At 34.4% G+C, this 13,692-nt stretch carries 13 protein-coding genes; 5 read left to right on the top strand and 8 right to left on the bottom strand.

The genetic code is table 11. The features are described 5' to 3' along the window. Positions 1-40: 40 nt before the first annotated feature. A complete protein-coding gene (locus B5X64_RS10830) occupies positions 41-1,156 on the bottom strand; it encodes a pectate lyase family protein (protein WP_079465251.1) in 1,116 nt (371 codons plus the stop codon). Between the two features lie 678 nt (positions 1,157-1,834). On the opposite strand from B5X64_RS10830, the gene B5X64_RS10825 reads away from it, so the two are divergent. Beyond that, positions 1,835-2,341 (top strand): hypothetical protein, encoded by a 507-nt coding sequence (locus B5X64_RS10825; RefSeq protein ID WP_079465250.1) that lies wholly within the window; start codon positions 1,835-1,837, stop codon positions 2,339-2,341. A gap of 68 nt (positions 2,342-2,409) precedes the next feature. Here the strand turns inward: B5X64_RS10825 and B5X64_RS10820 are convergent, their stop codons facing one another. Genes B5X64_RS10820 through B5X64_RS10800 form a run of 5 tightly spaced genes read right to left on the bottom strand, consistent with a single transcriptional unit; the run spans position 2,410 to position 7,932 of the window. After that, complete coding sequence (locus B5X64_RS10820) at positions 2,410-3,246, bottom strand: sugar phosphate isomerase/epimerase family protein (protein WP_079465248.1); 837 nt, start codon at positions 3,244-3,246, stop codon at positions 2,410-2,412. Between the two features lie 60 nt (positions 3,247-3,306). Next, complete coding sequence (locus B5X64_RS10815; protein ID WP_079465246.1) at positions 3,307-4,716, bottom strand: carbohydrate porin; 1,410 nt, start codon at positions 4,714-4,716, stop codon at positions 3,307-3,309. A gap of 4 nt (positions 4,717-4,720) precedes the next feature. Then, positions 4,721-6,025 carry a sugar MFS transporter gene (locus tag B5X64_RS10810; protein WP_228418868.1) on the bottom strand — a complete coding sequence of 435 codons (1,305 nt, stop codon included), beginning with the start codon at positions 6,023-6,025 and terminating at the stop codon, positions 4,721-4,723. Beyond that, positions 5,976-6,887 (bottom strand): carbohydrate kinase family protein, encoded by a 912-nt coding sequence (locus B5X64_RS10805; protein WP_079465245.1) that lies wholly within the window; start codon positions 6,885-6,887, stop codon positions 5,976-5,978. Before B5X64_RS10805 ends, B5X64_RS10810 begins: the two co-directional genes overlap by 50 nt. Positions 6,888-6,924: 37 nt before the next feature. Then, complete coding sequence (locus B5X64_RS10800; RefSeq protein WP_079465243.1) at positions 6,925-7,932, bottom strand: LacI family DNA-binding transcriptional regulator; 1,008 nt, start codon at positions 7,930-7,932, stop codon at positions 6,925-6,927. A gap of 361 nt (positions 7,933-8,293) precedes the next feature. Between B5X64_RS10800 and B5X64_RS23315 the strand changes: the two genes are divergently transcribed. The 4 genes from B5X64_RS23315 (at position 8,294) to B5X64_RS10785 (ending at position 11,073) form a co-directional block, all read left to right on the top strand. Further along, on the top strand, positions 8,294-8,386 hold the full coding sequence (locus B5X64_RS23315) for a T9SS type A sorting domain-containing protein (protein ID WP_123920843.1): 93 nt from the start codon (positions 8,294-8,296) through the stop codon (positions 8,384-8,386). Between the two features lie 159 nt (positions 8,387-8,545). Then, complete coding sequence (locus B5X64_RS10795; RefSeq protein WP_079465242.1) at positions 8,546-8,779, top strand: hypothetical protein; 234 nt, start codon at positions 8,546-8,548, stop codon at positions 8,777-8,779. Between the two features lie 197 nt (positions 8,780-8,976). After that, entirely contained in the window at positions 8,977-10,761 is a 1,785-nt protein-coding gene (gene vgrG / locus B5X64_RS10790) for a type VI secretion system tip protein VgrG (protein ID WP_079465240.1), read from the top strand. A 12-nt stretch (positions 10,762-10,773) separates the two neighbouring features. After that, entirely contained in the window at positions 10,774-11,073 is a 300-nt protein-coding gene (locus B5X64_RS10785) for a PAAR domain-containing protein (protein WP_079465239.1), read from the top strand. A gap of 302 nt (positions 11,074-11,375) precedes the next feature. Here B5X64_RS10785 and B5X64_RS10780 read toward each other — a convergent pair whose 3' ends face one another. Continuing rightward, positions 11,376-11,894: a DUF2911 domain-containing protein gene (locus B5X64_RS10780; RefSeq protein WP_079465238.1), complete on the bottom strand. Its 519-nt coding sequence runs from the start codon at positions 11,892-11,894 to the stop codon at positions 11,376-11,378. Positions 11,895-11,929: 35 nt separating this feature from the next. Further along, positions 11,930-13,621, bottom strand: a complete 1,692-nt coding sequence (locus B5X64_RS10775) for a sodium:solute symporter family protein (RefSeq protein ID WP_079465236.1) — start codon at positions 13,619-13,621, stop codon at positions 11,930-11,932. Positions 13,622-13,692 lie beyond the last annotated feature (71 nt).

Raw genomic sequence — 13,692 nt, 5'->3', positions numbered from 1 at the left:
GCTAAACCTTTTAATGATAATATCAATGTAATCGATTGTATTAAAAACTTTCGCAAATATTACCACTTAAAGTAGCACCTGCATTGGCTGTTACATCTGCCTTTACAGCGTTAGTTGCAAGTTTAACAATAGTGTATGGAGGAGTGAATGCAGTACCGCTTCCAACCTTATTTCCGGTAACATTAGTGAAAGTACTTCCTGTTTCGGTAACCGCAGTAAAGCCGCTCATTAAGTCTATAGGCTGTTTTACATTTTCAAACACATTTCTTTCAACAAGAATATTTGCTTTAACACCTGCAGCTATACATTTATTACTTACTGTACTATTGAAATAACTGTTTAAAATATGAATCTTACCAAAACGTACTCTTGGCATACGCTCTCTACAACCTTGTGCCCACCAGCAACGTACAAATGTTACATTAAGCTTATCTGTATCTGCCGTAGCACCGTCACTAGAACCGATAAGATTAGAAAATCTATGATCATCAGTACCTCCAGATCCACCTGCCTTAGGTGTTTTTAAATAGTGAAATTTGGTATAGGAAACGGTAATAAAATCTGATTTGTTCTTAATATCAAAGTTTCCATCTACTCCATCTCTGAACTCACAATGGTCTATCCAAACATTTCTACAATCATCTAAAATTGCATTATCCCAACCATCTGTATCGTACGCTCCCGGGCCTTCGAAAATCAAATTTCTTACAATAATATTATTACATCTTTTGATGTTAATAATACCTGAACCATCTTTTGTCTGATTGGTAGAAACCAACTTTGCACCACTGGTTCCATAAATAGTTTTCCCGGTTTGGTCCTGAAAAGATAAACGTGAAGTTACGGTAATTGTTCCTACAACTTTTACCACTTTAACACTAGAATTCTCGATAGCGCTTTTTAACTGAGCAAAATTTGTAACGGTAGTCTCAGCCGCAGTTCCACCGCCGGTTGTCCCCCCATTGCTGGATGCCCATCCCGGAGCTACACAATTTGCCAAAGGCACAATAGTTTTTGCAAAAAGAGAGTTTTGAGAATTGCTCTCATTAGAGTTTTCTAGTACATCCGTCTCAAGATTAGTGTTTGTACATGAAGTAAATGCTAAAACAACAGTTAAAGCTCCCGCAGAAAATGCGGACTTGAATTTGAATTTCATAGTTAATATTTTTTTGATTCAGGCAAATTTATAATTATTTATAATAATCGCAAATTTATTAAACAATAAATAACAAAATAAATATTATTACAAACATAACATATTGGAAAACGATTGCGCAATGATATTATATTAAATATAAAAAAACAATATTTAACTCATAAAATCAATAACAAATTATTTTTAGAAATAATGAAAAAATAGTTTTTCATTATTGATGATTTCACATTATAATTTCCATGTAAATACTTGAAGAATTTACAGTATTAATCAAATCAATTTAAGATGGCCTTTATTGATATTGATGATTATTTAATAAGATATCAATTTTTACGTGGATTAAAAATTTAAAGGTATTTCAGTTTGAAAATATAGGGTCTATTTTCACTATCAAGTATTATCATCCCCCGAAAACAGGTATTATATTTCCATATATAAAATTTCCTATTAAAAATATTAATAAATATCAATTGAAAAAAGATTATTGGAACCAAATTTGCTTAAAATCGATATCGTGATTAAAGAAACATCAATACATTTTAATTTAAAAGTATCGCGTCTAGCAATCATAACATATGAAAAGATAGAAAACTCGTTAATACAAGCCTCATAATATTGAATAACTTACTCAATCGCAGTTTCTGTTAACCAGAAAAGTTTATAAAAATAAATTCTAAAATGTATAAAATAACGAATCAAATCACAAATAATGGATTTTGCTTCTCACCTCTTTCAAAAATAGTTGATAAAGAAAATAATTGTCAACGATTTAATACCCTCGATTTTTTTTGCATTCTTCTTACGGCAGAAAATATATCTTTAAAAATTGAAGACGAGCTTCATCACATCGATAGCGGAAAAACAATATTTGTAGGCCCCGAAAAAACAATTGAATTACCAAATAACACAGAGGCAAAAGACTTCTATATCATTGCCTTTTCGGAACATTTTTATAATAGTCCTACCAAAAACAGTATTCTTTTAGATTCAGGCATCTTTTTCAATCAATTATCACCTATTTTCATCGTGCCAAATTTCGATTATAATAAACGAAATAAAGTTGTCTTAATTGAGCGACTATTAAAATTCTACCAGAAAGAAAAATCAATCTTTAAAATGCTGGCTCACAATACCGTAGAAAATCTCTTATTAGATGCATATCTTCATATTAAAACAAGTACATAGCAATAAAATTACCAATATAGCATGTCCGAATTTTCTAAAAAATATTGTAAAAAAGTAATCTATTTAAATCAAAATTGTTTCCTCAAAAACTCCAAGCTTTTCTTTGCTAAATCCTCAGCTTCGTAGGGGGATTGCTGCCATAATGAAACAGCTTGCTGCATTCCGGGAATGGAAGATGAAAAATTTTCCAAAACCAAATTTCCTTCAAAATCAGTTTCTTTTAAAGCCCTGAAAAGTTCGTTCCAATTAACTGTTCCTTCGCCAAGCATTCCGCGGTGAGATTCTGTGATGTGTACGTGTTTTAATTTTTTCCCGGCCAAAATAATGGGGTCATAAAAATTATTTTCTTCAATATTCATATGGAATGTATCAAGATGAAGAAACAGATTGTCTTTTTCTGTTTTTGTAATTAAATTCAAGACATTTTCTGCTGTATTACAAACATAAGATTCATAACGATTAATCGGTTCAATGCCGACATTGACGCCTTTTTTTTTAGCATAATCAGCAATATTGCTCCAAACTTCGACAATGATTTCTACTTCATTTTCAGAGAGAGGATTTCCTGAGAAAACACCAATTCCACCATGAAGAACACCGCCAAGAAAATCAGTTTCCAATTCTGAGGACTTATCAATAGCTTCTTTAATCAATTTTTCTGCATTTTTTGGATAGAATGCAATGTGTGCTTCTTTTGGTAAATTCAATGAACAAACAACATCGAGATCATTATTTTTCAATTGCTGTTTTACATCTTTTGAATTAAATTCCATTGAGTTGGGAAGAAGAATTTCTATCAAATCAAACCCTGCTTTTGCTGTTTTTTCTATTGCATATTTTCCTGCTTCAGGATTCCAGTTTGGAGTGATCCAAGACAAGAGTGAAGCGCCTAATTTTACTTTCATTTTTTAAAGATTTAGATGATGAGTTTGTTTCAACTCAAAAAAAATTAAACAGATTTTATTTTAAAAGATCCACCATTCTGTTCTTACTCCAAAGTAAGTTCCGAATCTTTTCGCTCCAGATTGCTGTAAAAACGGTGAATAAAGACTCATCATTGCCTGGTTATTGTATCGAGAAAGCTCAGCAATCAAACGGATGTGAGGTCTTGCCCAAACACTTCTTTCTGCAGTCGGAGCGATGGTTGGAGCCAGAACTAATTTTGTCATTGATGCAGAATCCTGTGTTCCATCTTTCCGTGACGCAAAATGCAGTTCTGAAAGTAGATGAAACCAATTATTGAAATAATAAGTAGCTCTTAAACCTGTATTAAACTCTGATTTTTCATTGAAAATTTCTCTTTGATAATAATCGACAGCTTTGTTATCACTTTTTGCTCCACCTTTACTTTTGGTATAAACTGCATACGCATTAATAGACCATTTATTGGAAAGGTTTAACAAAATATGCTCAACCAATGTCAATGAATAAGCATCTTTGTAAGTTTTTGTCAATTCATCGGGAGCACCATATGTTCTCCAGGTCTGTGTATTTCCTCCGTCACCCCCATTGGCGATCCCGCTTCCATATCGTAAAGATATTTGATTGAATGAGCCTGTGATTTTGGTCTTAATATTCGAATTTAATTTTGCCCCAAAAACCCACCCGTTATCTGATGGATAATGTTCTACAGAATTCCCCCCTGATTTCTCAATCTTATGAAACTCAGCTAGAAGTTTTAGTTTTTGATCGTTATTTTTAAAAGGAATAATCTGTTCTAATACCAAAACCTCACGTTGTCTGTAGATCAAACTTTTAGTTCCGCTAATAACGTTAGTATAAGAATAAGGCGTCGAATTACTCGCTGCTGTATCTATTGCCGCAGGAAAGAACATAGAAAATCGAGTATTTTTATGTCTCACTCCCCAGCCTGTCGCCGAATGGTCATCAAAGTAAAAATAATCGGCAATATGTACATCATCATATCTCAACCAACGAGAGCCAACCCAAACATCCCAATCGCTCCCCATAATATTTCGAGCTTCTACAAAAGCTTCTGGTAAAGCGATAATCATCCCCTGATTTGATTTTGAATCTACATTTCCCAAAAAAGTCCCTCCGGAGTAGAAACTTAATCTCGCCTGCATGTCTATTTTTGTACTTTTTGCACTGTCTCCATTCACAACAGGAGTAAAATGAAAAGCCGGTAAAAAATCTACATAATCACCTTGGTCCATTCTTCCTCCGAGCGAGCCTTGATTATTAAGATTCAACTGTCTACCCGTTTTCCCATCGGCATTTGGTGAATAACCAGCTCCGATTCTACCCGTTGTACCAAAAGAAAAGTCTTTATTGGTAATTACAATTTGGGCATAAGAATTACTACTGATGCATAATAAAAAGATGCACCAGTAAGATAAAATCTTTGTTTTCATCGATTTATTTTAAAGTTTTAGGCTTGTAGAATTTCAAAGCAAAAAGCAAAATAAAAACGTAACAAATGATTGGAAGTAGATAAGCGTGAGCAATATCAGTTTCCGCAATTTTCCCCATTAAAGGAGGAAAAACAGCGCCGCCAAACATTGCCATTACCAGAAATGAAGAAGCTTGGGGTACTTTACTACCCAACCTCTTCAAACCAAGACTGAAAATAGTAGGATACATCACACTTAAGAATAAATTTAATAATATCAGACTGATAAAAGATGTCCAACCCCAACTTTGTGAAATAATTAAACACAACACAATATTACAAGCCGTAAAGATGGCAAGCAGTTTATTGGGAGCAATGAATTTCATTAAGAATGTTCCTACAAAACGACCAATCATCATCATCGCCATGCTTAATGAAAAATAATAAGAAGCCTGAATCTCCGGAAGATGCATTTTTTCTACACCATAATTGATGAAATACGCCCACGTTCCGCCTTGCGCAGCGATATTGAAAAACTGAGCAATAACTGCAAAAATAAAATGTCTTTGTTTATAAAGTGGCGCGTGCGGGTCTGAAACATCACCTTCTCCCTCATTTTCGCTCTCGGAAACCTGAATATCTTCTGCATGAGGGTCTTTCAAACTGGGAACTTTAATAAAAGAAAAAATAATGGTTATTGTCAAAATCACAACACCGATCCAAGTGTAAAGATTTTTCACAGAATCTAATGAGTCATTCTCTACCTCTCCGTTTCCGAAGATGAAAAAACCTCCCAGCAGCGGACCGATAATTGCGCCTAATCCATTAAAAGACTGTGCAAAATTAACACGCTGGTCGCTTGTTTTTTCATTTCCTAATGCTGCTACAAAAGGATGTGCTACGGTTTCTAAAGTTGCCATTCCCATTGCCAGAACAAAAAGTGCCAACCTGAAAAAATTAAACGAAACCATATTGGCTGCCGGAATAAAAAGAAATGAACCCAATGCAAAAAGTGACAATCCTAAGATGACCCCCATTTTGTAACCAAATTTTTTCATAAATAAGCCCGCAGGAATTCCCATCAGTGCGTAAGCACCGAATATTGACAGCTGCACTAGCCCAGATTTTGATTTGGAAATATTTAAAACATTCTGGAAATGCTTGTTTAATACATCGCCCATTGTCAAAGCAACAGCCCAAAAGAAGAACAATGAAATCACAAATATTAATACAAGATAATATTTTTTCTCCGTAAATTTCGCAGTATTCATAGTCGTTATATTAAATGGTTTTTGTGTAATGTTCTTCTCTGAAGCTTCTGAATTCTTCATAAGTATAATCAGGACAGGCACCAGATTTTGAAGTAATAAATGCACCTAAGGAAACCGCTTGCTTCATAATTTCTTTAGGAGATTTAGCCTGAATTCTTTTCGATAAAAAACCGGCAAGGAAAGAATCTCCACTTCCTACCGTGTCATTAACGTCAATAGAAACCGCCGAGAAAGTAAAACTGTCTTTTCCTACAAAATACCTTGCCCCCTTACTTCCTTTCGTAAGAACAATTTCGTTAAGATTAAAATACTGTTGAATAAATCGAATACTGGTTTCCTCATTAAGATATTCTTCATCAAGATACTGAATGATTGTTCTCAGTTCTGCTTTATTCATCTTCACCAGATGCGCTTTATGCAGTAATATTTTGATAAAATCAAAATCAATAAATGGCGGACGAAAATTAACGTCAAATACTCTAAACTTTGATAGCTCGACCAACTCAAGTAAGGTTTTTCTGGATTCCTCATTCCTGCCAATTAAGCTTCCAAAAACAAGTGCCTCAGAATTCTGAATCAAATCACGATGTTGTGGTATTGTAGAAATATAATCCCAGGCTACATTATTTAAAATATCATAATGAGCCTCACCGTGATTATCAAAAGTTGCCATCACAGTTCCGGTTGCTTTGTCATCATCCACCTGGATATAATCAGTGGAAACGCCCCAGTTTTTTATCTGCGTCAAAAGATTTTTTCCTAGTTCATCGTTTCCTATTTTACTGATCATTTGTACTTCTACTCCCATCTTATCTAGATTATAAGCCACATTAAAAGGTGCACCACCCGCTCGGAATCCGTTGGGGAAAATGTCCCAGAGAATTTCTCCGAAACAAACGATATAAGGTTTATTTGTATTCATAATTTTAGTTAAACGTTTAACCTAAATGGTAAAAAAATTATTTTATAGATTTTTTGATAATCAAATCTCCAGACAGTGTAATCTTTTTTGAGGTTGCTGTATAATCTGAGATTTGAAAATCTAATAACTTGATGGCCTCATCAGCCATTTCTTCTAATGGTTGCTTGATATAAGTAATTTCAGCAGGAAATAATTTATAAGCCTCTGTTTCATCAAAAGCCAGCACAGAAACCTGTTGTGGAACTTTTATACTATTTTTAATAAGATACTCAAGACCTGCAACAGCTAGTTTATTACTCGAAAAATAAAGTGCTGTATTTTTAGGATTTTTGCCTATAACTTTTTCCATTTCAGCATGAACTTCCCCACTAATATTCTCAAGTCCAACCATGATATACTTAGCGTCAATATCGCTTGTTGAATCTTTAACACTTGCCTCAAAACCTTTTTGCCTGTCTAAAAGATGTTGTAATTTGGTTTCATAACCAACATACACAATTTTATCAAACTTTTTATCGATCAAAAATTGAGTCGTGGTCTCTGCGATCTCTCTGTTATTTAAAATGACTCCCGGTGCGTTTACTCCTTTCAGATATCTATCAATGGTAACTAAAGGATAATTTCTGTCTAAAAGTTTTTGAAGAATATCTTCACAACCTGCCACTGGTGCAACAATCATTCCGTCTACCTGTTGCTGGGAAAATAAATCGATAAGCTTTTCAAACTTTTCAGCATTTTCATCCGAACTTCCTATTATTAAAGTATATCCTAGCTTCAGAGCTTTATTCTCAAGATTACGGGCGATACTAGAATAAAAATCATTAGAAATATCCGCAACAATAAGCCCTAATAGTTTACTTTTATTATTCTGAAGACTTCTCGCTATTCTGTTGGGAGTATAGTTAAGCGTTTCAGCAACTTCGAAGATTTTCTTCTTAGTATCTTCACCTATCCTGTGCCCTTCTTTTTTGTTTAGAACATATGAAACCGTTGCCACGGATACCCCGGCAATTCTAGCAATATCTTTAATGGATGCTCGTTTCATTCTTCTTATTTATAATGCAAAGTATTCTATAAAATATTAAAAAAACAATAGCGTATTTATTTTGCGTAATTAGAAAAATAATGTAATTTGGCAAATTTTTCAAACCAAAAACAAATCCAACAAACCACTTAAAATCAATAATTTAAAAATAAAATCAAAAATAAAATGAATTGAATATTAACAAATAGATGAGCTAATATTAAGTTTTGGTTAAACGTTTATTCAAAAATTTTAAATTTATTTTTATAGAAATTATTATATTTCATTACAATGGATTAAAATAATTCATTGTTTTTTTCTGATATGTAAACTCGATTATTGCTTTTTTAACATTTAAAACTTACTAAGATTAACCAATAGCTTGTCCAATATGAGCATTCTCACTTCGGGTGTTTACTGTGTGAAAGTGAAAACAGAGAAGTCAGTGGTTACAGAGAAAGTACTTAAAAAGTAAATTTAATTGAAATATTTTTTAGATAGGAGCCCTCCATTACGTTTTATGTCTTGTAAAGTTCTTTTTTCAATTTTTTAATCACAGGTTCTAAAGTTTAGTGAAAAAAAAATCCTAATTTGGATTTTATAAAAATACATAACCATTTAAAATTCAATAATCATGCAAACACTCATCGAAAGGGTTACTTTCATTATGAAAGGAATCACAATGGCGGCTCCACCAGATTACGAAACAGATCTGATAAGCAGCTTTAACACCTCTTCAGGTACAACTTTCTCCGATTTTGTGAAACAATTGCGTGGCGGTCAGGCAGTACTTCCCTTTAAAACCAATCCCTACCAACCAACTTCTGACAGCGAGAAGGAAATCGTAATGCCTGCGCGGCAGATATAGACCTTACAAAAATCTAATCATTGCTAAATTGCAAGACCAACTAGCACCGCTTCTTAAAGCGGCCAAAGTTTTTACTGGTGCAACAATACCGCATGCAATCCCATCACTGTAATATAGCATATCACAATGTAATTCAGTAATTTAGAAACATAAAATCTGAATTAAAAATTATCTTTTCTTCATTAATATAAAAAACTATGGCTCAATCACCAGAAAATAATAGCGACGGATTAATCATCTGTAATATAAGTAGTAATGGATCAAAAATCAGTGACTCGTTTGGAATTATTTCTGTCTGGGTACGAAGAGAGGTTAACAAAATAGGTTTTGCTAAAATCGTACTCGAAGCAGGAAATACACCTAAACAAGAAACCACAGAAAGCGATGACGAAACATTTGCACTTGGAAGAACAATTACTATTGAAGCGGGTTATAAACGGGGTGGAAAAAAAATATTTGAGGGCGTTATTAGCTCTCATAGTCTTGAAATAGAAGAAAATGAAAACAAACTGATTATTGAATGTCGGGAATTTGCTTATCCTATGATGCTTTCCAAAACCAATAAAGTTTTTGAAAATAAAAAAGACAGCGAGGTGATTAGGGAATTAATTGGTGGGTACAATTTAGAGGCTAACGTAAAAAGCACACCCTTAAAATACAATGACTTGGTGCAATACTATTGTTCAGACTGGGATTTTATGTTGTCTCGTTCAATTCTGAATGGTATGATTGTCATCACAGATGGAAAAAATGTGAATGTTGCACCTCCCATCTTATTTTCTTCTCCTTTACTTGTCGTCACTTATGGAAAAGACATGATCACTTTTAAAGGTAATCTACAGACGGATCGACAGGCTTCAGATGTTGAGGCTTATACAGTGGATAGTGCAAAGCAAAAATTAGTCAATGAGAGAGGAAGCAACCCTACTCTTAATGAACAAGGTACACTTTCTTCTGCACAACTTACAGAAGATTTAGAAATAAATCAATCAATTTTACAGACAAATATGGTAACTGATGAAAGTATCCTAAAAAGCTGGGCAGATTCTCAGCTTTTAAAAGCTGGCTTGTCAAGGATAATTGGAGAAGTCAAATTTCAAGGCAATGCTGATGCTAAGTTAGGTGGGACTATCACGTTAGCTGGATTGAGCAAACACTTTAACGGTGATGCCTTTATAAACATGGTAGAACATGAAATCAAAAAAGGAATGTGGACTACAACTGCAGGGATTGGATTATCTCCAAATATAATGGATAATAACTCGAATGTTATGGCTTCATCAACATCTGCTTTGTTACCGGGGATCCAGGGAATGCACATTGGAAAAATCATCAAAATAGATGAAGATCCCGACAACGAAAATAAATTGCAGGTAGAAATTTCATCACTCACCGGAGAAAACAATAAAATTTGGGCTCGGCTGGCGACTTTTTGGGCAAGTAATCAATATGGAGCATTTTTCATTCCTGATATCGGAGATGAGGTTGTACTTGGATTTTTTAATAACAACCCATGCTCCCCCGTTATATTGGGAAGTTTATACAGCAGTAAACAGAGTCCAGCTTCAGGCATTCAGAAAGAAAACAATATCCGAAGCATCGTAACAAAATCGAAACTTAAAATCGAGTTTGAAGAAGAAAAAAAGAATATCACCATCACAACACCCGGAAATAATATTATAGAAATCAGTGATGAAGGTAAAAGTATCAAAATTACAGACCTCAACAAAAATAAAATAGAAATGACCAACAGTGGCATTGCTATCGAATCTTCTCAAAGTCTTTCATTAAAAGCTAAAACCAATATTAAAATAGAAGCCGGAACCAATATTGACATTCGAGGAAAAGAGGCATTAAACTTAAAAGCAACTACAATAGAAGCTAGTGCCGATACAACTTTTACTGCCAAAGGAAGTGCAAAAGCAGAACTTTCTGCGGCAGGACAAACAGTTGTTAAAGGAGCAATGGTAATGATTAACTAAAAACAAGAATATATGCCAGCAGCAGCAAGAATTACAGATATGCATGTTTGTCCAACAGTAACTCCCGGATCACCACCTCTCTCACATGTAGGAGGACCAATTATTGGGCCAGGAGTTCCAACAGTATTAATAGGTAATCTACCAGCAGCCGTTTTGGGTGATATGTGTACATGTGTCGGGCCTCCAGACTCTATTATAAAAGGTTCTGCCACGGTTATAATTGGAGGAAAACCTGCTGCTAGAATGGGTGACAACTGTGCTCATGGTGGGAGTATTGTCATTGGATGTTTAAACGTAATAATTGGAGGATAGAATAGGAAAACCATTTTTAGGACGGGAGATATTTTAATAATAAAGATATAAATTAATTATGCCTTAAATCAAGTTTGTACATTTAATTTTTTGAAATTAAATTGTATTTAAAGCAGTCTCTTTTATTACCAATAAACATCTCTTTATCTAACTTTACAACCTGAAATTAATGTGCGACATTTTAATATTCTGTTTGAAACAAACAGGCTGGAATTACCCCAATAGTAATCTTTGAAACAGTATCAAAATTTTAAACAAAAAAAATCCCGCATTAACGGGATTTTACTGTCTTATATTTAAATTTATTTTATCTCTACAGGAACTGAGATTTTATCCCAATCCATTGTGAATCCATTATTGTTTATTTTATACACTAAAGTTTCCTGTGTTGCTGGTAAAGCTTTTGTTTTTACATCAACACGTAAAGCATCTTTTGCTTCTTCGTACTTATAAGCTCCCCATTGTTTTGGCTCTTTGTTAAAAATCGCAGTCCATGTTCCAGATTCTTTTGGAATTAAGAAAAAGCTATATTTACCTGCAGGAAGCTTTTTACCCTGAACGGTAATGTCCTTACTGGTTTCAAAAGTCGTTGCATCATTGGCACCCGCACGCCAAACTTTATTATAAGCTTCTAAACCACCCCAGATTGTACGTCCTTTAACAGAAGGACTGCTATAGGCAATTATAATGGTTGCATCTTTAATTTTACCCGTAGCAGTAGCCGGAGGACTGGCAGGTTTTTTAGCTTCCTGTGCAAATGCATTTACTGAAATTGTCATTGTAGCAAAAACTACAGCAACGGTTTTAATGATTGTTTTCATAATATTTTTGTTTTATGTATTTTTAAATATATGCGTTACGAATTTACTGCTTTCTGCTTATAAAACAATAAACCGATTGTCGAAAATATAATGACTGCCGCTGCCCCAATGACGTTGAGCCAAAGGAAAGAAACAATATCGAAATTGTAAATGGCAATCACCGTAATTTCTGATAAAATTGCAGAAATAAATACATTCGCCCCATCAATTTTTTTATAATAAAATGCAACAAGAAAAATCCCCAATATCGGGCCGTAGAAAAGAGAACCCAATACATTGACTGCTTCAATAAGGGAACCCATTTGAGTGGCAAACATTGCTACACCGATTGAGAAGATACCCCACGCTAAAGTATGTAGACGACTATACTTCAATTCGGTTGCATCATCTGGAATTTCTTTTTTAAATATCAAATGAACATCTTTCAGTGAGCAGGCGGCAAGGGAATTCAGCGCTGCGGAAATTGAACCCCAACTGGCTAGAAAAATGACGGCAAACAGTAAACCGATCATCCCGACAGGCAAGGTATTTTTTACGAAAAAAAGGAAAATATAATTGGTATCCGTTTTTTCCGCATTATAGTTTGAGTTATTAATAGCTTCCTCTACCCTTCCGTGAAGTGCTTTTACTTCGGTTTGTGTGTTTTTAAAATCCTGAATTGTTTTGTTAAGTTGAGGAGATTGAGTTTCTTTCAGCCTTAAAATTTCTTTCGATTCTGAATTAAATTTTGTTTGTAAATCCTGATGCTCTTTTTCGAATACTGCAGCCTGTTCAGGTTGTGTTTCCTTCAGATTTTGATAAGAACGTTCGTTAAAATAAATCGGAGCAGGTTTTAGAGAAAAAAATGCAAAAAGCAAAGCACCAATAAGCAGAATAGCAAACTGCATCGGAATTTTAACCAATCCGTTCAACAGCAAGCCCATTTTTGCATTGGTATTGTCCTTTGCAGTAATATACCTCCCAACTTGACTCTGGTCGGTACCGAAGTAAGAAAGTGCCAGAAAAAAACCACCAATTAAGCCACTCCAGATATTGTATTTATCTTTCCAATCGAATTCTGTGGTGATGACATTGAGCTTTCCGGATTTCCCCGCCAGATAAAGCGCATCCTTAAAACCAATTCCATTCGGCATATTTTGAATAAGCAGATAACCTGCAAAAGCCATGGTGCCCAGAATAATAAGAAACTGTATTTTTTGGGTGTGAGCAATTGCTTTTGCACCGCCAATATAGGTATAAATCAACAAAATGCCACCCGTTAAAACATTGGTTAAATAAATATCCCAGTTTAAAACGCTTGATAAGATGATACTCGGAGCATAAATGCTGATTCCTGTTGATAAACCTCTGGAAAAAAGAAAAAGCAGTGAAGTAAGCACCCTTGTTTTTTTATCAAAACGGTTTTCCAAATATTCATAGGCCGTGTAAACATTTAAACGCTGAAAAATCGGGATGAAAGTAATACAGATAACAATCATCGCCAACGGCAAACCAAAGTAATACTGAACGAAACGCATGCCGTCTGTGTAAGCCTGACCCGGCGCCGAAAGAAACGTAATGGCACTTGCCTGCGTCGCCATAATGCCTATCAGCACAATGTACCAGGGCATTTTATTATCTGCTTTCAGGTAAGATTCGTTGCTTTTTTGACCACGACCGATAAATACGCCATAAACAACCACTGCAACCAGTGTAAAAATAAGAACCGTCCAATCTATTGTACTCATGCCCAAAATTTAGTAAACAAATAATAAAATACGATTTGCAATACTAATGCAATTGCTAATAGTATGTACCA

It is taken from the genome of Chryseobacterium balustinum (assembly GCF_900168205.1).
GTDB lineage: Bacteria > Bacteroidota > Bacteroidia > Flavobacteriales > Weeksellaceae > Chryseobacterium > Chryseobacterium balustinum.
This window is presented reverse-complemented; position numbering and strand designations above follow the sequence as displayed.